Source organism: Microbulbifer mixtoriginis (SeqCode) (assembly GCF_052467705.1).
Genome location: NZ_CP174322.1, coordinates 90,036 through 116,723 on the forward strand (window position 1 = coordinate 90,036; position 26,688 = coordinate 116,723).

The window sequence follows — 26,688 nt, forward strand, 5'->3', positions numbered from 1 at the left end:
CTAGCCCTTGCCTTTGACCAGGGGCAGATTCTGATTAGTCCACTCGCTCATACCGCCCTGTAGGCGACGTACCTGGAAGCCCTTCTGCTTAAGCAGGCGGCCCGCAGGACCTGCGTGCTGACCCATTTTATCGGCGACAATCACCACCTTATCTTTAAAGGGTTCCAGTTCGGCGAACCGCTCGGCCACTTCCCCGTGGGGGATATGCAGTGCATCGACAATATGCCCGGCGGTAAACTCGCTGCGATCGCGCACATCCAACACCTTGGCCCCATCACTATTGATCAGCCGGGTCACTTCGTGCAGGGAAACCGGTACGCCCGCCTTGTAACGCTCGCTCAGAACCAGCGCATAGAGCAGTGCCACGAGCAGGCCGACCAGCAGCCATTGCTCACTTAAAAAAACGAAAAAATCCACTCCGCCCCCAAAATCCATCGTGGTTATCGTTACGGCGCAGCTGCGCCAAAGCTGGCGGGAGTATACACGATTGTGGCGAATTTCTAACCAGCAAAATCATACTCCAACGGCATGGATATAGACTCAAATGGACTCACCCAACACTATTCGACGTAGTTAAACGATGGCCGAACGGGTTAAAATCCGCGTCCGCAATCCAAACCACCCGATAGAGGAAATCCGTCGCTATGGCCGCTTCGCAAGCCCCGCACAAACGCCCCTTGGTCCTGCTGATTCTGGACGGCTTCGGCCACAGCGACAATGCCGAGTACAACGCCATTCGCGCCGCGAAGTCCCCAGTGTGGGACAACATCTGGGCGACGCGCCCCAAGACCCTGATCCAGACCTCCGGTATGGCGGTGGGGCTGCCCGAAGGGCAGATGGGTAACTCCGAGGTGGGACACATGACCCTGGGAGCCGGCCGTGTGGTTTACCAAAATTTCACCCGTATCAATAAGGCCATTCAGGACGGCGACTTCTTCCGCAATACCGCCTACACCGCTGCGGTAGATAAGGCCATCGCCAACAACGGCGCGGTACATATTATGGGACTGCTGTCCGAGGGCGGCGTACACAGCCACGAGGACCATATCGTCGCTATGGTGACCCTGGCGGCCCAGCGCGGAGCCCGCGCCATTTACGTACACGCTTTCCTGGATGGCCGCGACACGCCGCCGCGCAGCGCCGAGCCCTCCATCGCGCGCCTGATGCAGGTATGCGACACCGTCGGCAATGCCCACATGGCCACTTTGGCAGGCCGCTACTTTGCTATGGATCGCGACCAGCGCTGGGAGCGCACCGAATCTGTCTACGACATGCTCACCCTGGGTACCGCAGAACACAAAGCCACTGACGCCCTGGCGGGATTAGCTGCGGCCTATGAGCGCGGTGAAAATGATGAATTCGTTGCGCCGACAGTGATCGGCGAGCCCGCTCCCATCAAAGATGGCGATGCTCTGATCTTTATGAACTTCCGCCCAGATCGCGCACGCCAACTGACCCGCGCCTTTACCGAAGCAGACTTCAGCGGCTTCGAGCGCAAGGCCCAGCCCAAGCTGGCAGACTTTGTCATGACCACTGAATACGCCGCAGACATCCACGCCAGCTGCGCCTTCCCACCGGAAAACCTGGTGAATTCCCTCGGTGAATATCTGTCTGCCCAGGGCAAGACCCAGCTACGCATTGCCGAAACCGAAAAATACGCCCACGTGACTTTCTTTTTCAGCGGCGGCCGCGAAGCGCCCTACAACGGCGAAACCCGCGAGCTGATCAAGTCTCCGGACGTAGCCACCTACGACCTGCAGCCGGAAATGAACGCGCCGGAAGTAACCGACAAGCTGGTCGCGGCGATTGAGAGCGGCGAGTACGACACCATTATTTGCAACTATGCCAACGGTGATATGGTCGGCCACACCGGTGTTTTTGAAGCGGCAGTAAAAGCGGTAGAAGCCCTGGACCAATGTGTTGAGCGTGTCGTGGATGCAGCCCTGAGCGCCGGTGGCGAAGTGCTGATCACCGCCGACCACGGCAATGTGGAAGAGATGTTCGACACTAACTCCGGCCAGGTCAGTACCCAGCACTCCACCCTGCCGGTGCCTTTTGTATACATCGGCGAACGCAATGTGCAAATGTGTGACGGAGGCAGTCTGGCGGATGTGGCGCCAACCATGTTAGCGTTGATGGATCTGCCACAGCCGGCGGAAATGACCGGCCACAGTTTGGTAAAAATGGACTGATGAAAACTCTCGTACTCTTCCTGATTGCCCTGCTGTCACTGCCCGCCTGGAGCCAGGCGGAAGCGGACCAGCAGGCACGCCTCGCGGAAATCAAGCAGCGCATCGACTCCCTGCAACAGGAGCTCAACCAGGTGCGCGGCCAGCGCGACCAGTTGCTCAAGGATCTGGAAGAGAACGAGAAAGATATCTCCGGGCTGTACCAGCGCATAGACCAGATCAAGCGAGATATGCGCAGCCGCACGGACAAGCTGCGCGAACTGCAGCGAGAGCAGAAACAGCTGCAAGAAGCGCGACGAAGTATGCAGCGGCGGGTCGAGCAGGAGATCGCCGCCGCTTACCGACTGGGCCGACAAGAACAGATCAAGCTCCTTCTCAACCAACAAAATCCACAGAATATCGCCCGCCAACTTCGCTACCACGATTACTTCCTCCAAGAACGCAGCCGCGTTATCGACAACTACCTGCAAACCCTCGCCTCGCTGGAAACGGTTTCCGCCTCGATCGAGCGCGAGCGCAATAGCCTGCAGGCGGAACGGGCACAGCTGCAGGAGCGCCAGGACAAATTGCGCAGCGCGCAACAAACACGCAAGCGCACCCTGGAAAAACTCGCGGCGCGGCTCGCCAATGGCGGTGGTGAACTCAAGCAACTGCAAGGGGACCGAAAACGCCTGCAGACCCTGATCGATGAAGTCGGGCGCGCAATCGCCACCCTGGTAAATCCGGACCAGCACAAACCCTTCGCAAAGCAGCGGGGAAAATTACAGTGGCCGGTCAAGGGCCGCCGCGCCAATGCTTATGGACAGCGCCGCGCCAATGGAATCAGCTGGAAGGGGGTGATTATTCGCGCCGCCGAGGGGGAGCCCGTGCAGGCAATCCACCGCGGGCGCGTCGTCTTTTCTGATTACCTGCGCGGCCACGGCATGCTGGTGATTGTCGATCATGGCGATGGCTATATGAGCCTCTATGCACACAACCAATCCCTCAGCCGCAATGTCGGTGAGTGGGTGGAGAGCGGTGACACTATCGCTCGGGTAGGCAACAGTGGCGGCCTCACCCACAGTGGGCTTTATTTTGAAATACGCCATCGCGGCCAGGCCCGTGATCCTACCGGCTGGTGCCGTGGCTGAAACTTTGCCGCTCTCTTCTGTGACGATACGCCCATTTTTTCCCCTGACGCCGGACTTGTGCACCAGTGCAAAAGGGAGTTGTAAGGCAGTTGGGCTTTTCACGACTAAGCCTGTGGCACAGTAGAATTTGGCGGCGCATTAGAATCCCTGCCAATCTCTGCGGTCTACACTTTCGCAAAGCAGCGAAGAAATAAGGCAGAGGTCACAACAATATGTTCATCTCCAAGGCGCTCACCACATTTCTCGGAGCCGCCGCCCTCACAGCCCTGCCGTTAATGGGTCTCAGCGAAGGTGGCCAACAACCCAATCTCGCCACCGAGAACAGCGGGCGCCTCCCCCTCGAAGACCTGCGCAGCTTCGCCAAGGTGTTCGAACAGATCCGTCAGGGCTATGTGGAAGAAGTGGATGATCGCACCCTATTGGAGTACGCCATCAAAGGTATGCTGCAAGGACTCGATCCCCACTCCTCCTACCTGGACCGCCGCTCTTTCGACGATCTACAGGCCAACACCACCGGAGAATTTGCCGGCCTGGGGATTGAGGTGGGTATCGAAGATGACCATATCACTGTGATCACCCCCATGGATGACACTCCCGCCTCGCGCGCGGGTCTCAGAGCCGGTGATGTGATACTGCGCCTCTCCGGCAAATCCATGAAGGGGGTCGGCCTCGATGAGGCGGTGGAATGGATGCGCGGCCCCAAAGGCAGTAGCGTCACCCTGACTATCGCCCGTAAGGGCCGCAAACAGCCCTTCGACGTCACCCTCAAGCGGGACACCGTGCGTGTGCGCAGTGTGCGCAGCAAGGTGCTCGATGAAGGCTACGGCTATCTGCGCATCAGCCAGTTTCAGTTGGATACCGGCGCCGATGTGGCGGAAGAGCTGATCAAACTTCAAAAGAAAGGGGCGCTCAAAGGCCTGATTATCGATCTGCGCAACAACCCCGGCGGCGTGCTGCAGTCTTCGGTGGAAGTGGCCGACGCCTTCCTTGAGGAAGGGCTGGTGGTCTACACCGAAGGCCGCAATGAGGCCGCCAATCTCAGTTACTCCGCCGAACCCGGCGACCTCACCGAAGGCGCCCCGCTGGTAGTGCTGATCAATGCCGGCTCCGCCTCGGCGGCAGAAATTGTCGCCGGAGCCCTGCAGGACCATCGCCGCGCCGTGGTGATGGGCACCGACAGCTTCGGCAAGGGCTCGGTACAGACCGTGATACCTATCAATAGCGAACGCGCCATCAAACTCACCACCGCGCTCTACTACACCCCTAATGGCCGCTCCATCCAGGCCCAGGGCATCACGCCAGATATTGTTGTGGAAAGGGCCAAGATCACCCGTTTGAAAGATATGCAGCGCCCCACCGAGGCGGACCTGGCCGGCCATTTGAACAATGGCAACGGCGGGGCTGATCGCACCTCGGAAGACCGTGCGCGGGAACGGGAAGAGGGAGAGCGCGACAACTGGATGGATCGCGACAACCAGATCTTCGAAGCACTCAATGTACTTAAAGGGCTGAATCTCTACGCTCACAGGGACCGGGGTCTGCGCGAACGCTTTGCCCGCGCAGATAAACAGTAGTAACTGGCGCGCGGCGGGCTTGAGCCCGCCGCCAGCGCATCCGCCTCAGCAGTGACATCAAGCCTCCGCGATCGTCAACCCGCAGACTAAACTCGCATCTCTATTCCCGCTTCCTGCATAAACGACTTGGCTTCGGCGATGCTGTATTCTCCAAAGTGGAAGATACTGGCCGCCAGCACCGCATCGGCGCCGCCCTGCAGAACACCTTCGGCCAGGTGTTGGAGATTGCCGACGCCACCGGAGGCAATGACCGGCACTGGCACCGCCTCGCTGACCGCGCGGGTCAGGGCCAAATCAAAACCGTTCTTGGTGCCATCTCGGTCCATACTGGTGAGCAGTATTTCCCCAGCACCCAGCTCCGCCATCTGCCGAGCCCAGGCCACAGCGTCTATGCCGGTGGGCTGGCGCCCGCCATGGGTGAATATTTCCCAGCGGTTCTCCCCCACCTGTTTGGCGTCAATCGCCACTACGATGCACTGGCTGCCAAAACGCTCTGCGGCCTCACGCACAAACTCGGGATTTTTCACCGCTGCGGAGTTGATCGCGGTCTTGTCTGCGCCGGCATTTAACAGGTTGCGGATATCCTGCAGGGTACGTACACCGCCACCCACGGTAAGTGGAATAAACACCTCGTGGGCCATTTTTTCCACGGTGTGCAGTAGGGTGTCGCGCTGCTCGTGAGTAGCGGTGATATCGAGAAAGGTAACTTCATCCGCACCCGCCTCGTTGTAGCGGCGGGCAATCTCCACCGGGTCACCGGCATCGCGGATGTCGACAAAATTAACGCCCTTTACCACGCGCCCGGCATCGACATCGAGGCAGGGAATAATACGTTTCGCCAGTGCCATTACTTGCTCCGTTGATCGCAGAGCTGCTGCGCCGCGCGCAGATCCAGCTTGTCCTCATAAATCGCCCTGCCGGTAATCGCGCCGTAGATCTCACCGGTTTCCAACAGCTGCTCGATATCCTCAATGCTGCTGACACCACCGGAGGCGATTATCGGCACCTGTACCGCACGGGCCATTTCCAGAGTGGCCTCGATATTGACGCCCTGCATCATGCCGTCGCGAGCGATATCGGTGTACACAATGGAGCTGACACCACAATCCGCGAAGCGCTTGGCCAGCTCGGTGGCCTTTAGCTCTGACACCTCGGCCCAGCCCTCAGTGGCCACCAGGCCATCTTTGGCGTCAAGCCCGACGATAACGTGGCCCTCGAATTCGCGGCAGGCCTCCTCGACCAGTTTCGGCTGTTTCACCGCAGCGGTGCCGATAATGGCCCATGTCACACCGGCATTCAGATAGCGCTCGATGGTATGCAAGTCGCGGATGCCACCGCCGATCTGTACCGGCAATGTGGGAAATTGCTTGGCAATGGCAGTTACAGCTTCACCGTTGACTGGATTGCCGGCAAAGGCACCATTCAAGTCGACCAAGTGCAAGCGCTTGGCCCCTTGGTCCACCCAGTGCTGGGCGGTAGCCAGGGGATCATCGGAAAATACGGTGGCGTCGTCCATCTCGCCCTGGCGCAGGCGCACACACTGGCCGTCTTTTAAGTCGATAGCGGGAATTACAATCATGCTCTGTCTTTCGTCGGCGGTAGTTATTGATGTCAGGAAAGGTCTGCTGGGCTTAGGCCCGGCCATTCCAGCTGACAAAGTTCTTTAGTAATTGCAGGCCAGTCTCGGCGCTCTTTTCCGGGTGGAACTGGGTGGCGAAGATATTCTCACGCGCCACCGCAGCCGCCAGGGGGACACCATAATCTGTGCGCCCAGCCAGATCCCGATTATCATCAGCCGGCACATAGTAACTGTGCACAAAGTAGAAGCGGCTGCCATCGGCGATACCGGCCCACAGTGGATGCTCGCGGGTTTGTTGCACCCGGTTCCACCCCATATGTGGAACCTTTAAACGTTCACCCGCGGCAACTCTCGGCAGGTCCTTGCCAAAAAACTTCACCGGTTGCGGGAAGATATCCAGGCAATCGATACCGTTATTCTCCTCACTGTGGCGCATCATGATTTGCATACCCACGCAGATACCCAATACCGGTGTACCCGCCGCGATAGCGTCTTTGAGCAACGGCGCAAAACCGGCTTCAACAAATCCCGCCATACAGTCGCGAATGGCGCCCACCCCCGGTACCAACAAGCGCTCCGCTCCTTGGGCCTGCTGCGGGGTTTGCGCCAGTACCACTTCGGCTTCCGGCGCCACCTTATCCAGAGCACTGGCAACCGAGTGCAGATTGCCCATGCCGTAATCGAGGACCGCGATTTTGCCCATCACAACACCCCCTTAGTAGAGGGCATGGTGCCAGCCATGCGCGGGTCCAGGGTGAGCGCCATGCGCAGGGCGCGGCCAAAGGCCTTGAATACCGTCTCTACCTGATGGTGGGCGTTGTGGCCGCGCAGGCAATCGATATGTACTGTTACCAATGCGTGGTTGACGAAGCCCTGGAAGAATTCATAGAACAACTCGGTATCAAAATTACCGATGCGTTTCTGGGTAAAAGGCACATCCATCACCAGACCGGGGCGGCCGGAAAAATCGATCACCACGCGGGAGAGAGCTTCATCCAGGGGGACATAACTGTGGCCGTAACGGGTCATCCCCTTCTTGTCCCCCAGCGCCTGAGTAATGGCCTTGCCGAGGGTAATACCGATATCTTCCACCGTATGGTGGTCGTCGATATGGATATCCCCATCACAATGAATATCCATGTCGATCATGCCGTGGCGGGCAATTTGATCGAGCATATGCTCGAGAAAAGGAACGCCGGTAGCAAACTGGCCGTGCCCCTGGCCGTCCAGATTGACGCTGACTTGAATCTTGGTTTCCAGTGTGTCGCGGGTGACGCTAGCCTTGCGCATCGAAAGCGTTCCTTTTATGAGCAATAAGACAGAGGGCGCAGATTATAAGATGAATGATGCCCTCTGTGGTTCGCTAGTGTCAGATGAAACTTGATTCGTAACCGTAAGCACCTATCATGCGCGGTATGGTTACCTTAAAGCGCCGAAAATCCCATTACTGGGCCAGCCTGTTCCTGCTACTTGCATTAGTAGCAGCTCAGCCGCTGTGGGCGGAGCACTTCCACCTTGGTAACAGCCAGGTGGAACTGTGTGACCTGTGCTGCATGCATTCACCCGCAGCACTCGGCAGCGAGCCACTGCTCGTTCAGGCTGAGCCCCAAAGTCACTACAACCGGCCCTCTGCGCTAGCAGCGCGCGATCGCCAGCCGGAGCGCCAGAGCGCGCGCGCCCCTCCCCTGTCCCTGTCTCTCAGCTAACCCTAAAAAACCAACAATTTATTTTGTGGATGCCCGCGCCTGTGCGCGTACGGCAGCATCCGCCTGTGACAGGACATAAAAAAACAAATGATCAAGCTCAATACTCTGGCCCTGGCTATTGCCAGCCTGGCTGCGCCCACTATTTACGCCGCTGAATACAACTCGCCCTTGGAAGAGGTCAACGTTACCGTATCGCCGCTGGATAAACCCGCCGATGCTGTAGCGGCACCAGTTTCTATTCTCTCCGGCGACGCACTGCGCAAATCAGCAGCCGCAACCCTGGGCCAGACTTTGCAAGACCAGCCCGGCGTCGCCAATGCCTCCTTCGGCAGCGGCGTGGGCCTGCCGGTTATCCGCGGCCAAAGCGCCAACCGGGTAAAAATACTCAGTGACAACCTGGATGTGTCTGACGCCTCCAATACCAGCGCCGATCATGCCGCCAGTATCGAACCCCTACTGGCCGAGCGCATTGAGATACTGCGCGGCCCCGCCGCCTTGCGTTACGGCAGTGGCGCCGTGGGCGGTGTGGTGAATATTACCGACGGACGCATTCCCACCGCCGTGCCCGAGCAAGTGGAAGGCGCGGTAGAGCTGCGCCACAACAGCGCCGACAATCAGGATGCCTCGGTATTTCGCTTCACCGGTGGCGCCGGGCAGCTGGCCTGGTATGTGGACGGTGTCTACCGGGAAAATGACAATACCGAAATCCCGGGCCTCGCTATTGTTGAGCACGATGAACATGAAGAACACCATGATCATGAAGAGCACGCCGGAGAAGAAGGCGAACACGAAGAGGCCTTCAACACTGATGGCTTCGTGGGCAACACCAATGCCCGCGCCCACAGCTATAGCGGTGGCGTTTCCTGGATCACCGACAGCGGCTTTATCGGTTTCTCCGTAAACCGACTGGAAAACAATTACGGCATCCCCCTGGGCACCCATGAGCATCACCATGACGATGAGGACCATGCGGGTGAAGACCACGATGATCACGACCATGATGAACACGAGGAGCACGCCGAGGCCAGTGAGATCGATGCGGTACGTATCGACCTGGTGCAAACCCGCTATGACCTGAAAGGTGAGCACCGCTTCGACGGCGATTACTGGGACAAACTGAGCCTGCGCATCGGCTACAACGATTATGAGCATGTGGAGCTGGATGCCGGTAATCCGGGCACCCGCTTCACCAACGAGGCCTGGGAGAGCCGGGTTGAAATAACCCACGATGCCGGCAACGGCTGGCGCGGGGCCTACGGCCTGCAATTGACCGACAAAGACTTTGCCGCAGTGGGTGACGAAGCCTTTATCCAGCCCTCACGCACCCGCAGCGCTGGCTTTTTCACCATGAAAGAGCGCGAGTGGGGTAACTGGCACCTGGATCTGGGCGCCCGCCTGGAGCGAGTGGATATAGATCCGGAAACCGCCAGCGACCGCGATTACAGCCTGATCGGCGCCAGCGCGACGCTGCAGTACTTCCTCGCCGAGCACCAGCATATCAGTTTCGGCGCTACCCACTCCGAGCGCGCGCCCGTGGCCGAGGAGCTGTTTGCCGACGGAGCGCACCTGGCAGAATCCCGCTACCTCTTGGGCAACAACCAGCTGGATAAAGAGAACGGCGTTAACCTGGAACTGGGTTATCACCACCACAACGAAGCCGCCAACGGCTGGCACGCTGCGCGTATTGAGGCCAGTGTGTTCTACAACCAGATCGGTGACTATATCTACGCGCAAAACACCGGCGGTGAGCAAGAGGAATTACCGGTCTATGCCTATGCCAACCGCGATGCAACTTTCTACGGTGCCGAGGCCTCGGTGACCTTCCCCTTACAGGGAGGCCACTATGTCACCTTGTTTGGCGATATGGTGCGCGCCAGCTTCGATGATGCCATCGCCGGCGAAAGCTCCGATGTACCACGTATGCCGCCGCTGCGTATGGGCCTGGCCCTGGGGGCCGAGTACGATCAGTGGGGCTGGGAGTGGCGCACCGTACAGGCGGCGGACCAGGACCGCGCCGGTGCCTATGAGGAGCCCACCGATGGCTACACTCGCATGGATCTGAGCGCCGAGTACAACCTCAATATCGGCGGCAGCGACGCGGTGCTCTTCGCCAGCGCCCGCAACCTGCTCGACGAAGAAATCCGCAATTCCACCTCTCTGCTGCGCGACTATGCCCCGGCTCCAGGCCGCAGTATCGAAGCCGGCGTGCGGTTTATTTTCTAAGCCACAACTGCTTCAATGGCTCCGCGGCGCACCCAGCTCCGCGGGGCTGCATCTCCTACACTTCCCGGATAGGCTCTCGGTGAACACCTGTGGGAACATCAACCCCCACCGCGGCGTCTGAAGTATTAATACACGCTCGACGTACCTTCTAAAAAAACACAGGGACAATCCACTCCATGGCCTGGATCAAGCGCACATTTATCGCTCTATTGGTCGTTTTCCTGCTACTCGCCGGCGCTGTCGCCTGGCTGCTGGCCGGCCTCGACATCAATCAATACAAGCCGCAACTGGAAAAACTCGCCGCCAAACAGGGCATTTCCCTGCAACTCCAGGGCGATATCGGTTGGCAGCTGTGGCCCAAATTGGGGCTGCAATTAGATGATGTCACCATGGCGCCATTGCAGCTGCCGAAAGAGACCCTGGTGCGCGCCGACAAAATCGCCGTGGGTGTGGCCCTCAAGCCACTGCTGCAGCGCCGCGTGGAAGCCGAGGAAATCGTGCTGGTGGCACCGCAGATCGAACTCTCCGTGGACAAAGAGGGGCGCGGTAATTGGGAGCTGATCAGTGAGGCTCTGGAGGCAAAGAAAAAACAGCCACCCAAGCTGGAGATTCCCAAGGAAACGCAAGAGCCTGCCGCGCAACAGGTTGAGCTCAGCCTGGATAAACTGCGTATTGAAAAAGGCCTGCTCTCTTACAGTGACGCCCGCAGCGGCAAGGCCTACAAGGTTGAAAACTTGAGCATAACCGCCGACAACTTGGTGCCCGGCGGCGAGCCTGGGCGACTCAACGCCGATGCCAGCGTGACAGGCAGCGACTTACGTTATCCGCTCAAACTCAAAATGGATAGCACCCTGGCCCTGGATGAAGGCCTCAACGGCCTGCGCCTGCAACCTCTGCAGCTGGTGCTCACCTCCGACAACAACGCCAAAGCCACGATGCACCTGCGCGGCTATGTGCGCCGTGACAACGGCAACCAGCCCTGGCGCGTGCAGATGAATCTAAACGCCAGCGCCGATCCCCTGCGCCCCTGGCTGGAGCTGACCGGCAGTGAAGTAGTGACCCGCGATAGCGCCGCACTGCAAAAGCTGAGTATCGAAGCCAGCATCGAAGGCACCGAACAAAAGATCAACCTGACCCCTCTGCAACTGCAGCTCGACGGCACCACCTTTAACGGCAACGCCCAGCTGCGCAATGCGGAGATGCCGGGGTTAGATCTGAGTCTGCGCGGTGGCGCTTTCAATCTGGACAACTACTTGCCACCCGCCAATGAAAAAGGTGGTAAGCAGGGCGAAAAAACCAGTGGAGAGTCAACTACCAAGGCGCCCTCTACTGAAGCCACCGCACAGAGTGTAGAGTCTACCCAGACCCCAACTTCCGCGGAGACCCTGAGTGCCCAACAGACAGAAAAGAAAGCCACCACCAAAGCCGGTGCCCAACAGGTATCCGCCGAGCCCCTACCTCTGAGTGATCTGCGCGGCTTTAACGCCAATATCAACCTGGCCTTGGACCAATTACAGGCCGCCGGCCTACAGCTGGACAGCCCCGAAATTCTGCTCACCGTGGATAACGGTCTCTACCAGCTGCAAAAACTCAGCGCGGACCTCTACGGCGGCCAGCTCAATAGCAACGGCCAGTTCAATGCTCGCGCCCAGACCGCAGAGGGACAGGTGCGCGGCGGCCTTGTCGGTGTGGATATCGGCAAGGTACAGGAGGCGCTGTTCCCCAATGAAAAAGTACAGGTGGCCGGCGAAGCCAGTGTCAACTGGGATGGGCAGACCAAGGGCAAGACCTCCACAGACTTGCAGCAGAACCTGCGCGCCGCCGTCAATGTGTCCAGTAAAGAGCTATCCATAGCGCCGTTCAACCTGGAGAAGAGCATGTGTCAGCTGTTCAGCTACGCCGAGAATACTCCACTGCCGGAGAAGAACTGGCCCGCCCAGACCGATCTGCAAGATGTGCGCGCCACAATCGCGGTGAAAGGGGACGAAGTAAAAGTGACCGAGATTCTCGCCGGAATCGAGAATATCGCTATGACCGGCGATGGCGAGGTGGACCTGAAGAAACAGGACTTCGACTTCGCCCTCGGCCTCGCTCTAGTGGGTGAAAGCACCTCCGCGGATGGCTGCACCGTAAAGAACAAACGCTGGCGCAACCGCCCGCTGCCACTGCGCTGTAAAGGCGACTTCGACGATGTGGGTCCAACAACCTGTAAACCCGACAGCCGCCGCCTCGATGACTTGGTGCGCGAAGAGCTGAAATACAAAGCCAAGAAAAAATATGGCGATAAGGTGGAAGAAAAAGTCGACGAACTAAAAGAAAAACTAAAAAATCTTTTCGGCCGTTAATGTAAGCCGCACCGGGTTTCGCCCGGTGCATAACCCCGCCCCCAATATTGCACGCTATTCCATCTCCGAATCCTCTCCATAGCGCCAAAGCCACGACAAAAATACCGCGCTAAATTGCAGCAACCAATGACCACGAAGCGCATAGATTGCGAATAAACCGTTAAAGAACGGGGTTAGTGCGATTTACTTAACGCGGCCCCTAGCCGGTGCCGGGAGCTGTCATCAGGTGCTTCTACATCACCCCGGCCATCTTTTACTTTTATTTATATTTTTTCCCATTGCGCGACATTTTCCTTATTACTTGCACTTTCTTTTCCCAAGATCAGTACAAGCTTGATCGGCCATATAAAGGGAATAACAAATGCCATTAATGCAACGAGCGCAAGACAATAAATCCAAACAGGTGATCACCAAGCTGGTTACTAGCGCTGCGAAAAACACACCTGCAGAGGAGGCCTGGGGTAACCACCACGTGAACTGCTATGCCTGGGCCGCAAACTGCGAGAAGCCCCACAAGGGCAAGCCAGACCCTGGCTCCAACTCCGGCTATGTCGCGGGCTTGGATAATGACCGCCTGATTGAGGGCGCCAAACGCGATGGGATGGCCTATGTAGCCAACGCCCCAGCAAACAATCCCCCGCCTTTCACCAAGGGTTATTACTGTGTTGCCCTGTATAAGTCCACAACCGATCACCACTGGTACCGACGGGACCCGGAAACCGGCTACTGGACGCACAAACCAGGCGCTCACGGAGTGAAAAACTACGGGCCCGGTTTTGTGATTCTGCCCAAGCAGCTGGAGACGGCAAACCATAACTATGGCATGGCTGCCACAAATTATCACTTTGTCGGCTATTTCTATGTGCCGGAAGAGGGTATTCAGGTCTGAACGCTAAGCGCAGGTCGTCACAGTGTTACTCAGTCTGAGCTAGATAAGATGGGCAGCAAAGCCTGCCCTCACCGAATTTTCACCAGAGCGGTCCACCCAGTGTCCGCAACGCTAGTGGAAGCTCCCCCAGGCTATTCACAGCCGGCGGGGGGCTTCTAGCAGAGACAATTTCTGCTTCGGGCAGATAGTAATCTCCTCCGCTCAAGTTCCAACTGATCAATACTGATCTGATAGCGCGTTTACCCCTCCATTGACCGGCCCTCTCTTTGTAACCCGCTGGCACATCGACCTGTTGCCACGGCGCCACAAGGCTGACGTTGAAGATATAGATACGGCAACACCCGACATAAGTCGCTTTGAAGACCCAGTGCACAAAAGAGCTTCAATACAACACCAAGAAAAAATATGGCGATTGGGTAGAAGAAAAGGTCGACGAATGGAAAGAAACCATGAAAAATCTCTTCAGCCGCTAAGGCTCAAAGCAAAGTGCACCAAGGTTATCCCGCGCACAGCCCAAGGTTTCCATCACAAACATCAGCCCGCAGTATCTCCATGACCCCAAAGCAGTTCCAAAACGCCGTTCTCAAATGGTTCGACAAACACGGGCGCAAGGACCTGCCCTGGCAGCAGAATATCAATCCCTATCGCGTGTGGGTTTCCGAGATCATGCTGCAGCAGACCCAGGTCAGCGCGGTGATCCCCTACTTCGAGCGCTTTATGAAGAGCTTTCCCACCCTGGAGAGCCTCGCCACCGCGCCGCTGGATAAGGTACTGGCCCACTGGAGCGGCCTCGGTTATTACGCCCGCGCGCGCAATTTACATAAATGTGCACAGACGGTGTTGCAGGAACACGGTGGGGAATTTCCACAGGATGTAGAAGCGCTCACCGAACTGAGCGGCATTGGCCGCTCCACCGCAGGCGCTATCGCCAGTATCAGCATGGGACTCAGAGCGCCGATTCTGGATGGCAATGTAAAACGGGTACTGGCGCGCTTCCACGTTGTGGAAGGCTGGCCGGGACAGAGTGCCGTGGCCAATCAATTGTGGGAGCTGGCCGAGACCTACACCCCGGACAAACGCGCTAACGATTACACCCAGGTGATGATGGATCTGGGTGCCACCCTGTGCACCCGCAGCAAACCCCGCTGTGAAGAGTGCCCGTTAAAGAAATCCTGTGTGGCCCACGCCCAAGGCAATCCGCAGGATTACCCCGGCAAAAAACCGCGCAAGGAAAAACCGGTGCGCAGCGCCACCCTGTTACTGCTGGAATACCAGGGCGAAATTTATCTAGAGCAGCGCCCCGCCAGCGGCATCTGGGGCGGCCTCTGGTGCCCTCCCCAAGCAGAAGATGCCAAGGCTTGGCTCAAACAACAGCGTTGGCGCGCCAGTGAAATACAAACGCTGCCGCTGCTGCGCCACACCTTTACTCACTTCCACCTGGATATTACCCCGCTGTGGGTACAGCTCGACAAAGTCTCCACCCAGGTGGCGGAGAGCGGCGCCGGCTGGTATAAACTGCGGCAACTAAACCGCGCCCGCGCGGCCCAGGAACTGGGGCTACCCGCCCCGATCGTAAAGCTGGCAAAACAACTATTGGCGCTGCAGGCACCCCTGCTCGCCCCAACTACGGCCGACTAGAACCAGGAGGAGTCCATGTCCAGAACCGTATTCTGCCGCAAGTACCAAGAGGAATTGGAAGGCCTGGACGCACCGCCCTTCCCCGGCCCCAAAGGCATCGATATCTTCGAGCACGTTTCCAAAAAAGCCTGGCAGGAGTGGATGTCACACCAGACCATGCTGATCAATGAAAAGCACCTCAACATGATGGAACCCTCCAGCCGCGCCTACCTGAGCGAGCAGATGATGAAGTTCCTGAGTGGTGAAGAGTACGACGCAGCCGACGGCTACGTGCCCCCGGAACAGCAGTAAACGGGCCCCGCAAAGCCTCCCCCCAAAAGAAAAAAAACTTTTTACAATCAAGGGGTTGACTCAGGCCCGCGATAAGGCTTTAATACGCGCCTCGCGACGCAGGGGAAGCCCAGCAAAATCGCAAAGCCCGGATAGCTCAGTCGGTAGAGCAGGGGATTGAAAATCCCCGTGTCGGTGGTTCGATTCCGCCTCCGGGCACCATATTAAAACCCGCGCAAGCAGCCGCTTTCGCGGGTTTTTTAATTCTCCCCCTCTCTAAAAAATTGGCGCCATATTTCCCCAAAATGTCACATTGTGTCACCGCAAAATCACGCTGACACTTTGCCGCTGCTCAAGCCTTTTGGTCGTGCAATCTTTCTTCACCTTTCTTCCCAACTCTTCAAAGTGTGAAACCCAACTCTTAACCAACCCCCGCACCAGTTCAGGCCCTCGCCGCCAATCTCATTTCATCAACTAAAAGAGCACCCAAAATCGGGAGGAGTGAATGGCAGCCCCTTTTTCGGTATGTTTTTTTCACCAGTGAGCCTAGGAGCCCTTAGCTGCTGTGGGGTTTGTGGGAAAATTGGTGGTTTTGATTACCTCAGGAAAGTGTGAAGAGTTTTGAAATTTGGTTGGACCGTTGCTGCTGCGTGTTCCAGATTTTAAAGCATCGCCTTAGGATGATAGGATTTTGACGGCTCATCAATAAATTACGCACTTCAATTGATTGGTTTCTAACTAAAGAGAGGGAAAGAAAATAAAACCTCTAAAGGCAGAACTACTTAAAGGGTATACTCTTTGAAAAAACAACTTCAGCAACTCCAGAAATTCCAGCAACAAAAAAATTAATTAAAACGAATGAAATACACATCAAAAACACTTGATGAGCATGAGAACTACTTAAAAGAACTTGATGCAATCATAAAATATTCCCAAGTAATATTCGAAGGGTGCTGCAACAAGGATAACAAAGATGCGCCTTACCAATCTATTATGGGACTACATGCCTCAATGATAGAATTAAGCACGGCCTTCTCTAAACTCTTTCAAAACAAATTATATATAGCAACACTGCCAATCGCTCGCACTACCTATGAAGTCTATATAGATATTAAAAACTTAGAAAAAAATCCAAATTATGCGAACTATCTGCTCGCCGAAAGGCAGAACAGGAAAAAAGATTCCATAAAAGGTAGATCAAATGAAAGAGAGTCAAAGAAAAGGAGGGGTGATTATTATAAGCTTTATAAACCAAACGAAGAATTCAAAGAATTAAGCGTGGCTCAAAAATTCAAATTAGCCGAGCACAACCAAAACAGCATAAAAATCTACGACTATTTTTCCGCACACACGCACAGCGGAGTCAATCTATTCATGGCGAGATTAGAAAGTGGGTACAAAGTTAATGAGCTATCCGGGGAGTCATTATTTAAAAGCAAACCAAATTACCTAGAAGCTGAAGCAATAACCTACCTGTCGTATATGTTAAAAGATGCATCTATAGCTGTATCAAAAATACATGGCCCAGCATATTTAAAAGAAGTAACTGATAATTTCCTAGAGATTGAGCAGCATTTTAATAACATACCATCAACCACCAATTAATATTAAATAGTTAAATTTCAGTATGTCGACTCAAAGCAATACAGCTAGAAAAGTAACTTTACTGGTTAAGCATTTCCGTAGTGTGGTTTGCTAGCCAATCCATACTACTTTCAATTCCACGCATCTGTGTAAGCGTTAGTTCTAACTCCTTTCGAAGATTCACGCCCACGGCAACAGACAAGCTCCAACATATTTTTTATAGTTCAAGATGCTAATAGCGTACACCGGCCTATATGATTGCCTGAAAGAAAAAGATTGATCTGTATTGTCTCTCCATCAAAGAAATTATTTCTAGTGACTAGGGGCCGCCAATACCAGCTTGGGCAAGTTAGTTTTTGTGCTGTTCTTCAGTATCTGAGCAAGGTTCCACGAGAAACTCGCCCCACTCAATCGAGTATTCGGTAAACTTCCCTGTCACAATATTCAAATCCTGTAACCAAGAATAAAAATCTGCTTACTTAGACTTCGCAATCTCTTCCACCAGCTCCATTGCCGTTACTTCTGTAGGTGCTGAACCTCTGAAACTCTTTGCTCTACCATTCATAAGGTGGACTCTCTCAGAAAAAAGCCGTATCTGCTTATATTCTTTTCCATAAACAACATCCTTTAACACAATAAATAACTTAGGCCCTTATTGGCCTAAGTTGAGACCCCAAACTATCCGCGCTGCTTTTGTTGCCGTTGATTGCTGCATCCTGGTCAGGTTTTTCCATTGCTAAGTGCATGTGTAGTGAGTATGCCGGCCAGGGCCGACACTACGCCGATTAAATCTTCTAAAACCTTCAGCACATTTAAAAATTCACTGCTTAGCCAGACCTCGCCGCCGTCTTTTACTTTGATAGCTTGGCGGACCTTGGCCAATGATTCGTGAATATTCCCTATTTGACCTTTTAGGTAACGGTCTGCTTAGTGATTGGGGTCACTTGAGCCTATCAGATTTAAATTTTCCGGCGCCGAAAAATTGAAACCGCCGCCTAACAACAGGTGTAAAGATCCAGAAACCTCAAAACAACCTTCACTAGAATATTTATAAAAGCAACTTAACCGCCAAAGCCCCAACCTAAAAATAAGAAACCTCTCTCTATAACTAGTAGTTATCTCTCTAAAATAATTAGATAACCGCCCAGCAAGATTCCACAGAAAATTCACGACTAACATTTCAATACAGAAACCACTCATTCTCATTTGGTTTTGTCGTTATTGATTTACAGATATTGTGTGATCTAATATGAAAGGGAGTTCACAATGAGAATTGTTACAGCAAATTTTCTGGCACCCATAGTAGTTACCGGATTAGCCATTGGCTTTACTCCATCCGCGCTATCCCAAGCCACAGATAGTGCAACCAGTTTGATAACCCTTCAATTTGATACAACTATCACAATAGATAATGTTGATCCAATCACTATTTCAAACCCCACACCGGGAAATGACGCAATAGCCGACGACAGGTTTTGTGTTGCCGGAAATGGGTTTTCACTTTATGGCATAACCTTTCAAAATGATGGTGCTGACCCTACATATAGTTTAATTGGATCTGACGGGACTTCAATTAGTTACGATGTGGTCTACCAGAATGATGGTGCACTTCCTGAACCGGCTCCAGCCGGACAAGCCATCACCAACAATGTCCTTCAAGCGTCCAACTGCGCGGATGATAACGCCACTTTTGTTATTATTATCCCCGAAAATCAGTGGGATCCCAATCAAGCATCGGCTCCCTTTTCTGGAACACTACGAATTACCGTTGAAGCCGAATAAACCAGCAAAAATAATTTAGAAAATCAATCATGATGCGCGGGATATTAACTCCTGTGCATCATGTAAGTGAGGCCTCCCACTAAAATAATATTTTAAAACTATCACCAGCCTCAATGGCTACCACTTTCAAAGCAGCCATAAATTTTAAATATGAAATTAAAAAACCTTTCAGCCCTATAACAAAGATACAAAACTATAAAGATTACATGTCCACTACATACAAGAGCCATTTATAATTTACCACACGACCATTAAACGCCTGCGAAAAAGAAGTCACTTTCTTTGACTTCACATTATCTCCTGGATATTCCATGGTATACTAACGAGCTTGGCGTATTCGTTGTCACAGAGAGACTGTATTTCGGCTGCCTCAATAATACGGAGCAGTGATTTCTTGCGAACATTCCCATGGGTTTCCCGGCTCCAGTTTGTGGAAGCGGCCCGGCAAGTAACTATTTGATGTCAACTATTTTTTGCTGGCACTTACTACTAGTCAACCGCCGCAACGTAGGAGTAAGCAGGAAAGACAAAAGTAATATTGATGTTTTCTTGCATTCACTTAAGAATATAAAATATAAACCTACTCACAGCCTCGACGGCCCATTACAATTAACCGCTTTACTGTTTTGATTTAAGTGTAATGACAATGAATGAAGCCCCCCGCAACCTTCTACATCAGGAAACCTTAGCTGTACGCTGGGGTGATATGGACGCCTTAGGGCATATCAACAACGCTACCTACTTCACCTACTTTGAGCAGTGCCGCTGCAGCTGGTTAGCGGCTATTAAACGCTCCGGCGCGGTAAGCAGTAATCAAGGAGATGGCCCAGTACTACTCAATGCTTCGGCCAATTTTCATTTACCTTTGGTATTTCCAGCCAACATTACTGTTAGTATGTATGGCGGCACTCCTGGGCGTAGTAGCTTTAATAGCTATTACGAGATCAGAGATGCGGATAACACCGATAAAGTCTACACCACCGGTGAAGCTAAGATTGTTTGGGTAGACCAACAGGCTGGAAAATCTATGCCAGTGCCTGATGATATACGGACTTTATTGCCCACCGCTTAAATTGGATTCCGTCAACCGACTAAGACGGAAGAAGGAAAGAATAGACTACTCTCTGGAAAAATCAGATACGGATGTCGAGTGCAAACCTGCAGAGATCTTTTCGCAACACATCTCGGGTCAGTGTGTTCTTTCCTTTCAATACACAAGTGTTAATTGATAGTAAATTAAGAACACTGATTGGAAGTACAGAGTTTACCTCTCTGTTACGAAATTAAAGGGATGTTGTAATGATTGAAGATGTTAAAAATCTTGGACATAAATGCTTACGCTTACTAAGCTCCCCCACTGAGACAAACAGTTTTTTAGGTGGAATTCCCATTGTTTGTCAGGAAGTCAAGTGGCCAGAAAATAATGATGAACCTTTAAGCTTTATCGCCCAGCTGGATTTATCTGAAATTAATGCCGACCAGTGTATTGATTGGCTACCTAAACAGGGGCGACTTTTATTTTTTTATGACCTTAAAGAGTGCCCTTGGGGCTTTGCCCCAAAAGATAAGAACGGATGGGCCGTCATCTATGAAAATGGTAGCGAAGAACCCTTTGAACAACCGTTACCCATCAATATAGATCCCGAATCTATTGCTCCAGAAATCAAATATTTAAGGTCTTCTCGGTTCACCAGCTACCCCGACTTAGATCGTCTAGATATTTCTTACACAGAAATATCGGATGAAGATCACTGCGATTATTATGAATTTATCGCGAATAATTATGGGGATGATCCTTACCATCAAGTGGGAGGTTACCCAAAGCCCGTGCAGAATGACACAATGGAGGAGAAATGTCAGCTGGTTAGCGGTGGCGTCTATTGCGGTGAACCTGAAGGCTTTACCTCAGAAAAAGCAAAACAACTAAGGGACCAGCCAAATGACTGGAAATTACTACTACAGTTTGATTCCGACGATGATGTTGAGGTTATGTGGGGAGATTGTGGCATGCTTTATATCTGGGTTAGGGAAAGTGACGCAAAGAAATGTAACTTTGATAATTCTTGGATGATTATGCAGTGCAGCTGAACCTAAGCCGCTCACGATAAAAAGGCGGTTAATTCCGCCTTCTATTTCATTCATCTTGAAAAATTTCACTATCTCACAAGACGTAATTTACAGGGTGGTTATTCCACGGTTTCAATAAGCGCTGCTCAAAAGCAGCTGCTTAGAGGGTAAGTACCACCTCTTTACTATTCCAGCCAGAACATGGCCCCTATAATTTAGCCTATAAACATTCATGCTACGCTTTTCTTTCTGTAAAACATCAATGACCTTTTACGGAAAAATGTTTATGAGTGATTATTTTGACCTGGAGCGGTTCTGCCAGGCACAAAACGACTCTTATGCACAGGCCCTGCAGGAGTTGCGGCAGGGGCGCAAACGCAGTCACTGGATTTGGTATATTTTTCCGCAGCTCAAGGGACTGGGACACAGCGCTACGTCACAACGATATGGGATGACAGGTCTAGAGGAGGCGCAGGCTTACCTGAAGCACCCGCAACTTGGACCGCGATTGCGGGAGTGTTGTCAGGAGTTATTACACCTGCAAGATCTCAGCGCCCTGGAAATATTCGGTAGTCTTGATGCGATCAAGGTCAGATCCAGTATGACCCTGTTCGCCCTTGCTGCGGGTGGCGCTGATAATCTATTTATGCAGGTTTTAGAGAAATATTATGAGGGCAAACAGGACCCCCGTACCCTGGAGATCCTGCAAAGCTTCCATTAACCTCTAGCCCCAAACCTCCCGAAAAAACACTTAAGCAGTTTGGGTTTCAGGTTCTTCCAGACTGTCGCTGCCCAGTAGTTTATCCATCACCAGACAGGCGGTGAGATCGCCCGTGACGTTAACGGCGGTCCTGCACATATCGAGTATGCGGTCCACACCGAGAATCAGTGCAATACCCTCTGGTGGGACACCTATCCCAGCCAGGATACTGGCGAGAATCACTATCCCCACACCCGGTGTACTTGGGGAACCGATTGAAGCGCCCACAGTAGTTACGGTAAGTCCCACCAGTTGTGCCGTGCTGAGGTCAATGCCATAAACCTGGGTGAGAAAAATCGCCGCAATTACCTGATAGAGGGCAGTGCCGTCCATATTCACCGTAGCGCCAAGAGGCACAATAAATTTGGCTATAGAAGGTTTCACTCCCAGGGAAGTCTCGGCAGTGCGCATTGAAAGCGGCATTACGGCCGCGGAGCTGGAGGTGGAAAAGGCCAGTAGCTGTACGCCACTGATGCGCTGCAGAAAGCTCAGAGGCCGCATTGGCGTGGCCAGTGCGACAATCAACAGATAAAACAGCAGTAGGATTAGTAGCCCCAGAATAACCGTACCGACATAGACAGACATCCCCACGATTGCGGTTAAACCCACGCGAATGGCGATATCTGCCAATAATCCGAATACCGCCAGCGGCGCGAACAGCATGGCCCAACCGACTATTTTCAAGGCGATTTCCTGCACTATGCCGAAGGCATAGACTGCAGTTTCACGCTGCTTTTGCGGCAGCAACATCACTGCCACTCCGGTAAAAATCGCGTAAACCACCAGCTGCAGCATATTGCGCATGGCGATGCTCTGATTCAGGTTGGCCGGAATCAGTTCGGCAATTCGCTCCGGTAGCGGCTTGGATTCCAGCATCTGTGGTGGTGGGCTGCCGGGTAATTCAGTAGCTGCCGTGAGCAGGGCCTCATCGATATAGTTACCCGGTTGAATAAATTGGGCCAGGACTATGCCGATAATCACCGCTACTGTGGTGGTGGCAATAAAATAGGGCGCTATACGCAAGCCAACCCGCTTGAGCTGGGATACATTTCCACTGCCACAGAGCCCGAGGATAATGGAGGAGACCACCAGTGGAATCACCACCATTTGGATCATATTCAGGAATAGGGCACCGGGCAGCTTGAACCAGCTGGCCAATATTACGCTGAGATTCTCATCGACCAGCCCAGCCCCTTCCGGCGACAGCAGCAGGCCAATACCGAGCCCCAGCACCATAGCCAACAGGATTTGCATCCACAGGCGGGTGCGCATCAACAGGCCCAGGGATTCCACCATCCTGAACAGGTAAACATTGGAACCATAATTCATACGAGAATTACCAGATTCAAATTCATTAACTCGGCACCCAAAAGGAAAGCCACCAGTATCCTGCAACTCTTGAGCAAAACTCTTTAGTCAGATCAAGTGAGGGCGATCACGCAATCCCAGGCAATGATTGGTAAGAGTGGTTGCAGAAAGATGACACCGTGAGTCCCTAGTGGAAAAGGGCAAGGGGTAGATCGTTCACCACTCTAAAAATACTACGGCCTGATTACCCACATTCAACACCAATGCTTTATCTAATAGCGAGGCCGCTAAAGAATACTCTTGCACGTTTTTACTGATGATCCGTCGCTGGAGCAAATTGCTGCGCCAATAACTCCCTAATCCATTTATGCAGCGGGTCCTGCCCGCTGCGACTGTGCCAGGCGGCGATCACATCGAAACCGGGGGGCTGGTCGGCAATCGGCAGGGTACTCAGGCGTTCATCGGGCAACAGGCGCGACGGCAGAAAAGCCACGGTATTGGTGGAGGCAATACATTCGGCTGCAGCGGCAAAAGAGGGAACCGACAACACCACATTGCGCTGCAGGCCAAACTCCTCGAACCAGGTATCGGCCATGCCACGCAGTTCTCCGCGGGAGGGAGACACCACCAATTGCGGTAGCGCCGCCAACTGTGCCAATGCCAGGGTCTCCCCTGTTAACTGGCCGGGTATTTTTGCATGCCGGCAGCACACGCAAACATAGTGCTCTCGATACAGCAGCATTGTCGGGCAGTTGTCCGGCACAAAACCGGGTGTACTGAAGACCAAATCTACCTCACCGGTTTGCAGCTGCTGCGCCATGCGGTCGATTTCCAGCTTGAGCACAACCACTTTGAGACCCGGGGCCTGTTCACGCAGTTTTTTCAGCAGACCCGGCAATACCACTCGCTGTTCAAAGTCGGTGGCACTGATAGTAAAAATACCAGTGTACTCGGCCGGCAGAAATTCGTGCCCACGCAACAGTGAGGCGATTTCGTTTAACACTCTATCGATCCTCGGTGCCAGCCGTTCTGCCAGGGGAGTGGCTACCACTCCATTGCTGGTCCGAATAAATAAGCGATCGCCAAAGATCTCCCGCAATCGCTTGAGCTGTTCACTCACAGTCTGCTGAGTCACACCGAGCTGGTCGGCCACCCGGGATAAATTTAACTCCCGCAGAATTGCCTGCAGCAACCGCAGTTGCTTTAGTTCAAGCCGGTCCAGGCGATCGTCTCTGTTGCCCCTAGTCAAACCTGTATCACTCACAATCGTTACTTGATTTTCATTGTATCTGCTCCAGCCTAGCATTGCCGATACATAGACCTTCATGAGTGAGGAACCCACTATGCCAGGCGCGACTCTGCAATCATCGACACCGGGCTTAATGCGGGCAAGTATCAACTACGCAGACCCCAGCGCAGAGCTGGTCTACGACCAACGCCATACAGGCCCCGGCCCCGCTAGCCTGATCGATCAGGTAATCCCCCACCTGGTGACAGTTCATGACGGCAGGCAACTGCAGGCTGCGGGGGAGACCTTCCGTTTGGACGAACAGGGGTTTGAGCTGGTAGAGCCCAGCCTCGGTATCGACCTGCACCAGCTGGATGACACTTTAAAAGCGCTGGATAGCAACAAGCCTTCAGCCAATAGCACAGTGCTTTCGCCAGAATCCCGAGACACCTTGATCCGTACTCAGTGGTATCCGGCGATTGAGCGATGGCTGGCTGCTTATTTGGGGGCGGACCAGGTTGTGACCTTCGATCACACGCTGCGCGCTCAGACTAAAGCAGACGCCATCGCTGAGCAGAGCCGCAGTCGCCGCGCCCCGGTAAAAATCGCGCACAACGATTACACGCCCTGGTCTGCCCAGCGCCAGCTCAAGCAGACGCTACCGGAATACGGCTTAAATCCGGACGAATATCCCCGATTTAAGTTTGTGAACCTGTGGCTGCCGCTGCTGCATCGGGTTGAAGAGTCCCCCCTGGCTATGGCGGACCTGCGCAGCGTGGAAGCAGCGGATTTCCACAAAATGCGCCTGATTTACCCAGAACGGGAAGGGCAGATTTCTGTCATCAGCGCCAATCCTCAACACCGCTGGATTTGGTTTAGTGATATGCGCCCCGGCGAAGGGTTGCTACTGCGGGTTTTTGATAGCGAACACAGCGATGTGATTACCGGCAGCCCCCATAGCGCCTTCGACTTACCGGAAAGCGAAAATGTCCCCCGGCGTACCAGCCTGGAAATTCGCACTATCGCGTTGTTTAAACATTAAATAAATTGAAATATCGATCAAAACCCCATGAATAAAACCCTGAACTCAATAGATCCTTTAAATAACGAAGTTGTCGGCAGTGTCGCTATTTGTTATGAAGACGATTTAAAAAAATTGCTGCAACAGGCCAAGCAGGCACAGGTTGAGTGGGGCAAAAAATCCATTCAGCAGCGTGTACAGCTTGTACAACAAGCCTATAAAAAGCTTGAACCCATACAGGCGAAATTGGCAAAACTGATCAGCCGTGAGATGGGTAAAGATGCGCGGCGGGCCAGCTATGAGGCTAGCGGCGCCATCCACAGTGGCCCCTGGTTGGCCGGAGATTCCGGTGAGGCCCTGCGCAGCCAGCGCCAGGGTAATAGTGAAATTCAATATCGTCCGTTGGGCGTGGTCGCGGTTATTTCCCCCTGGAATTATCCCCTGGCAATGGCCAATAACCTGATCGTACCGGCACTGATTGCCGGCAACAGCGTGGTTTTAAAACCCTCCGAAGAAACCCCTCTGGTTGCGGACCTACTGGTAAAAACCCTGAACCAGTCGCTGCCCAGCGGGGTATTACAGATTGCCCATGGGGATGGGAAAACCGGAGAAGCCCTGGTCAAAGCGGACATCAATATGGTCGCTTTCACCGGCTCCCGTGCTACCGGCCAAGCCATCATGGCCAATGCTGCTCCCAAGTTAAAACGCCTGATCATGGAGTTGGGCGGCAATGATCCCATGTTGGTTTTGGCCAGCGCCGATATTCACCGCGCGGCACAATTCGCCGTGGCTTCCAGTTTTGAAAATGCCGGGCAAATGTGTACTTCAACCGAGCGTGTTTATGTGGACGAGCGCATTGCGGACCAGTTTGAGCGAGCGGTGGTTGCCATTGCAAAAAATTATCGCACCGGTGGTTGGCCAGAAGGGGATGTCGATATAGGTCCATTGGTCAATCCCCGTCAGCATCAAAAAGTGGTTCAGCATATTCATGACGCCATAGAGAAGGGCGCAACGCTTTTGCTGGGAGAAAAATCCCCCAAACCTCCTTTTGTTCCTCCAACGGTCATCAGTGGAATCAAACCGGGTATGCAACTTGAGGACGAGGAAACTTTTGGCCCGGTAGTCGCAATAGACCGATTCAGCACCATTGAAGAGGGGATTCACAGAGCAAACGACTCTGTATACGGCTTGGGGGCCGTGGTATTTGGCAAAGCGGATGCTCAGGAAGTCGCGAATCAACTACAGGCAGGCATGATTGGTATTAACCAGGGTGCCGGTGGAACACCATGGGTAGGTGCCAAACAGAGTGGCTTTGGCTACCACGGCGGGGCTGAGGGACACCGACAATTTGCCCAGCTCACCCTTATTAATCATTAATTAAAAAACTCGAGTGCA

24 protein-coding genes and 1 tRNA gene are annotated in these 26,688 nt (G+C 53.6%); 17 read left to right on the forward strand and 8 right to left on the reverse strand.

What is annotated here, in order from left to right; genetic code table 11:
* Window positions 1–417, reverse strand: coding sequence for a rhodanese-like domain-containing protein (locus ACJJIB_RS00450; RefSeq protein ID WP_252083767.1), 417 nt, complete (start codon window positions 415–417; stop codon window positions 1–3).
* 227 nt (window positions 418–644) lie between these two features.
* Here ACJJIB_RS00450 and gpmI point away from each other — a divergent pair, with 227 nt between their 5' ends.
* The 3 genes from gpmI (at window position 645) to ACJJIB_RS00465 (ending at window position 4,893) form a co-directional block, all read left to right on the forward strand.
* Window positions 645–2,192: a 2,3-bisphosphoglycerate-independent phosphoglycerate mutase gene (gene gpmI, locus ACJJIB_RS00455; protein ID WP_444887514.1), complete on the forward strand. Its 1,548-nt coding sequence runs from the start codon at window positions 645–647 to the stop codon at window positions 2,190–2,192.
* Window positions 2,192–3,319: a murein hydrolase activator EnvC family protein gene (locus ACJJIB_RS00460; protein ID WP_444883127.1), complete on the forward strand. Its 1,128-nt coding sequence runs from the start codon at window positions 2,192–2,194 to the stop codon at window positions 3,317–3,319. Before gpmI ends, ACJJIB_RS00460 begins: the two co-directional genes overlap by 1 nt.
* Window positions 3,320–3,531: 212 nt before the next feature.
* Complete coding sequence (locus tag ACJJIB_RS00465) at window positions 3,532–4,893, forward strand: S41 family peptidase (RefSeq protein WP_444883128.1); 1,362 nt, start codon at window positions 3,532–3,534, stop codon at window positions 4,891–4,893.
* 86 nt (window positions 4,894–4,979) lie between these two features.
* Here ACJJIB_RS00465 and hisF read toward each other — a convergent pair whose 3' ends face one another.
* The 4 genes from hisF to hisB are packed head-to-tail and all read right to left on the reverse strand — an operon-like array spanning window position 4,980 to window position 7,762.
* The gene (gene hisF, locus ACJJIB_RS00470; protein ID WP_444887515.1) at window positions 4,980–5,741 is read right to left on the reverse strand and encodes an imidazole glycerol phosphate synthase subunit HisF; all 762 of its coding nucleotides are present in this window, start codon (window positions 5,739–5,741) and stop codon (window positions 4,980–4,982) included.
* Entirely contained in the window at window positions 5,741–6,472 is a 732-nt protein-coding gene (gene hisA, locus ACJJIB_RS00475; RefSeq protein WP_444887516.1) for a 1-(5-phosphoribosyl)-5-[(5-phosphoribosylamino)methylideneamino]imidazole-4-carboxamide isomerase, read from the reverse strand. The genes hisF and hisA overlap by 1 nt, the downstream gene beginning before the upstream one ends.
* Before the next feature lie 52 nt (window positions 6,473–6,524).
* Window positions 6,525–7,175 (reverse strand): imidazole glycerol phosphate synthase subunit HisH, encoded by a 651-nt coding sequence (gene hisH, locus ACJJIB_RS00480; RefSeq protein ID WP_444887517.1) that lies wholly within the window; start codon window positions 7,173–7,175, stop codon window positions 6,525–6,527.
* On the reverse strand, window positions 7,175–7,762 hold the full coding sequence (gene hisB / locus ACJJIB_RS00485) for an imidazoleglycerol-phosphate dehydratase HisB (protein WP_444883132.1): 588 nt from the start codon (window positions 7,760–7,762) through the stop codon (window positions 7,175–7,177). Before hisB ends, hisH begins: the two co-directional genes overlap by 1 nt.
* Before the next feature lie 116 nt (window positions 7,763–7,878).
* Here hisB and ACJJIB_RS00490 point away from each other — a divergent pair, with 116 nt between their 5' ends.
* The 8 genes from ACJJIB_RS00490 (at window position 7,879) to ACJJIB_RS00525 (ending at window position 17,148) form a co-directional block, all read left to right on the forward strand.
* Window positions 7,879–8,178: a hypothetical protein gene (locus tag ACJJIB_RS00490; protein ID WP_444887518.1), complete on the forward strand. Its 300-nt coding sequence runs from the start codon at window positions 7,879–7,881 to the stop codon at window positions 8,176–8,178.
* Between the two features lie 87 nt (window positions 8,179–8,265).
* On the forward strand, window positions 8,266–10,401 hold the full coding sequence (locus ACJJIB_RS00495) for a TonB-dependent receptor (RefSeq protein ID WP_444887519.1): 2,136 nt from the start codon (window positions 8,266–8,268) through the stop codon (window positions 10,399–10,401).
* 176 nt (window positions 10,402–10,577) lie between these two features.
* Window positions 10,578–12,746, forward strand: a complete 2,169-nt coding sequence (locus ACJJIB_RS00500; protein ID WP_444887520.1) for an AsmA family protein — start codon at window positions 10,578–10,580, stop codon at window positions 12,744–12,746.
* Between the two features lie 361 nt (window positions 12,747–13,107).
* Window positions 13,108–13,635 (forward strand): hypothetical protein, encoded by a 528-nt coding sequence (locus tag ACJJIB_RS00505; RefSeq protein WP_252083777.1) that lies wholly within the window; start codon window positions 13,108–13,110, stop codon window positions 13,633–13,635.
* Between the two features lie 552 nt (window positions 13,636–14,187).
* Window positions 14,188–15,273, forward strand: a complete 1,086-nt coding sequence (mutY, locus tag ACJJIB_RS00510) for an A/G-specific adenine glycosylase (protein WP_444887521.1) — start codon at window positions 14,188–14,190, stop codon at window positions 15,271–15,273.
* A 15-nt stretch (window positions 15,274–15,288) separates the two neighbouring features.
* The gene (locus ACJJIB_RS00515) at window positions 15,289–15,564 is read left to right on the forward strand and encodes an oxidative damage protection protein (protein ID WP_444887522.1); all 276 of its coding nucleotides are present in this window, start codon (window positions 15,289–15,291) and stop codon (window positions 15,562–15,564) included.
* Window positions 15,565–15,689: 125 nt separating this feature from the next.
* A tRNA-Phe gene (locus tag ACJJIB_RS00520) sits at window positions 15,690–15,765 on the forward strand.
* Window positions 15,766–16,401: 636 nt separating this feature from the next.
* Window positions 16,402–17,148, forward strand: a complete 747-nt coding sequence (locus tag ACJJIB_RS00525) for a DUF5677 domain-containing protein (RefSeq protein ID WP_444887523.1) — start codon at window positions 16,402–16,404, stop codon at window positions 17,146–17,148.
* 699 nt (window positions 17,149–17,847) lie between these two features.
* Here the strand turns inward: ACJJIB_RS00525 and ACJJIB_RS00530 are convergent.
* Complete coding sequence (locus ACJJIB_RS00530; RefSeq protein WP_444887524.1) at window positions 17,848–18,009, reverse strand: hypothetical protein; 162 nt, start codon at window positions 18,007–18,009, stop codon at window positions 17,848–17,850.
* Between the two features lie 384 nt (window positions 18,010–18,393).
* On the opposite strand from ACJJIB_RS00530, the gene ACJJIB_RS00535 reads away from it, so the two are divergent.
* From ACJJIB_RS00535 to ACJJIB_RS00550, 4 genes are all read left to right on the forward strand, one after another.
* On the forward strand, window positions 18,394–18,909 hold the full coding sequence (locus ACJJIB_RS00535; protein WP_444887525.1) for a hypothetical protein: 516 nt from the start codon (window positions 18,394–18,396) through the stop codon (window positions 18,907–18,909).
* A gap of 646 nt (window positions 18,910–19,555) precedes the next feature.
* On the forward strand, window positions 19,556–19,981 hold the full coding sequence (locus ACJJIB_RS00540; RefSeq protein WP_444887526.1) for an acyl-CoA thioesterase: 426 nt from the start codon (window positions 19,556–19,558) through the stop codon (window positions 19,979–19,981).
* Between the two features lie 227 nt (window positions 19,982–20,208).
* On the forward strand, window positions 20,209–20,997 hold the full coding sequence (locus ACJJIB_RS00545) for a YwqG family protein (protein WP_444887527.1): 789 nt from the start codon (window positions 20,209–20,211) through the stop codon (window positions 20,995–20,997).
* Window positions 20,998–21,262: 265 nt separating this feature from the next.
* A complete protein-coding gene (locus ACJJIB_RS00550; protein WP_444887528.1) occupies window positions 21,263–21,697 on the forward strand; it encodes a DUF1810 domain-containing protein in 435 nt (144 codons plus the stop codon).
* 30 nt (window positions 21,698–21,727) lie between these two features.
* Here ACJJIB_RS00550 and ACJJIB_RS00555 read toward each other — a convergent pair whose 3' ends face one another.
* Together ACJJIB_RS00555 and ACJJIB_RS00560 are read right to left on the reverse strand one after the other, a co-directional pair.
* Complete coding sequence (locus ACJJIB_RS00555; RefSeq protein ID WP_444887529.1) at window positions 21,728–23,065, reverse strand: dicarboxylate/amino acid:cation symporter; 1,338 nt, start codon at window positions 23,063–23,065, stop codon at window positions 21,728–21,730.
* Window positions 23,066–23,354: 289 nt separating this feature from the next.
* Entirely contained in the window at window positions 23,355–24,371 is a 1,017-nt protein-coding gene (locus ACJJIB_RS00560) for a LysR family transcriptional regulator (protein WP_444887530.1), read from the reverse strand.
* Between the two features lie 16 nt (window positions 24,372–24,387).
* On the opposite strand from ACJJIB_RS00560, the gene ACJJIB_RS00565 reads away from it, so the two are divergent.
* Window positions 24,388–25,314: a CmcJ/NvfI family oxidoreductase gene (locus tag ACJJIB_RS00565; protein ID WP_444887531.1), complete on the forward strand. Its 927-nt coding sequence runs from the start codon at window positions 24,388–24,390 to the stop codon at window positions 25,312–25,314.
* 27 nt (window positions 25,315–25,341) lie between these two features.
* A complete protein-coding gene (locus ACJJIB_RS00570; protein ID WP_444887532.1) occupies window positions 25,342–26,670 on the forward strand; it encodes an aldehyde dehydrogenase family protein in 1,329 nt (442 codons plus the stop codon).
* The last annotated feature ends 18 nt before the right edge of the window (window positions 26,671–26,688 follow it).

Bases quoted from the DNA above. Each gene is read 5' to 3' on its own strand.
- ACJJIB_RS00465 (WP_444883128.1), top strand. From the start codon at position 3,532: ATGTTCATCTCCAAGGCGCTCACCACATTTCTCGGAGCCGCCGCCCTC.
- hisB (WP_444883132.1), bottom strand. From the start codon at position 7,762: ATGCGCAAGGCTAGCGTCACCCGCGACACACTGGAAACCAAGATTCAA.
- ACJJIB_RS00555 (WP_444887529.1), bottom strand. From the start codon at position 23,065: ATGAATTATGGTTCCAATGTTTACCTGTTCAGGATGGTGGAATCCCTG.
- ACJJIB_RS00550 (WP_444887528.1), top strand. From the start codon at position 21,263: ATGAGTGATTATTTTGACCTGGAGCGGTTCTGCCAGGCACAAAACGAC.
- ACJJIB_RS00535 (WP_444887525.1), top strand. From the start codon at position 18,394: ATGAGAATTGTTACAGCAAATTTTCTGGCACCCATAGTAGTTACCGGA.
- ACJJIB_RS00560 (WP_444887530.1), bottom strand. From the start codon at position 24,371: ATGAAGGTCTATGTATCGGCAATGCTAGGCTGGAGCAGATACAATGAA.
- gpmI (WP_444887514.1), top strand. From the start codon at position 645: ATGGCCGCTTCGCAAGCCCCGCACAAACGCCCCTTGGTCCTGCTGATT.
- ACJJIB_RS00570 (WP_444887532.1), top strand. From the start codon at position 25,342: ATGAATAAAACCCTGAACTCAATAGATCCTTTAAATAACGAAGTTGTC.
- mutY (WP_444887521.1), top strand. From the start codon at position 14,188: ATGACCCCAAAGCAGTTCCAAAACGCCGTTCTCAAATGGTTCGACAAA.
- ACJJIB_RS00515 (WP_444887522.1), top strand. From the start codon at position 15,289: ATGTCCAGAACCGTATTCTGCCGCAAGTACCAAGAGGAATTGGAAGGC.
- ACJJIB_RS00545 (WP_444887527.1), top strand. From the start codon at position 20,209: ATGATTGAAGATGTTAAAAATCTTGGACATAAATGCTTACGCTTACTA.
- hisH (WP_444887517.1), bottom strand. From the start codon at position 7,175: ATGGGCAAAATCGCGGTCCTCGATTACGGCATGGGCAATCTGCACTCG.
- ACJJIB_RS00565 (WP_444887531.1), top strand. From the start codon at position 24,388: ATGCCAGGCGCGACTCTGCAATCATCGACACCGGGCTTAATGCGGGCA.
- hisF (WP_444887515.1), bottom strand. From the start codon at position 5,741: ATGGCACTGGCGAAACGTATTATTCCCTGCCTCGATGTCGATGCCGGG.
- ACJJIB_RS00490 (WP_444887518.1), top strand. From the start codon at position 7,879: ATGCGCGGTATGGTTACCTTAAAGCGCCGAAAATCCCATTACTGGGCC.
- ACJJIB_RS00495 (WP_444887519.1), top strand. From the start codon at position 8,266: ATGATCAAGCTCAATACTCTGGCCCTGGCTATTGCCAGCCTGGCTGCG.
- hisA (WP_444887516.1), bottom strand. From the start codon at position 6,472: ATGATTGTAATTCCCGCTATCGACTTAAAAGACGGCCAGTGTGTGCGC.
- ACJJIB_RS00500 (WP_444887520.1), top strand. From the start codon at position 10,578: ATGGCCTGGATCAAGCGCACATTTATCGCTCTATTGGTCGTTTTCCTG.
- ACJJIB_RS00525 (WP_444887523.1), top strand. From the start codon at position 16,402: ATGAAATACACATCAAAAACACTTGATGAGCATGAGAACTACTTAAAA.
- ACJJIB_RS00460 (WP_444883127.1), top strand. From the start codon at position 2,192: ATGAAAACTCTCGTACTCTTCCTGATTGCCCTGCTGTCACTGCCCGCC.
- ACJJIB_RS00540 (WP_444887526.1), top strand. From the start codon at position 19,556: ATGAATGAAGCCCCCCGCAACCTTCTACATCAGGAAACCTTAGCTGTA.
- ACJJIB_RS00505 (WP_252083777.1), top strand. From the start codon at position 13,108: ATGCCATTAATGCAACGAGCGCAAGACAATAAATCCAAACAGGTGATC.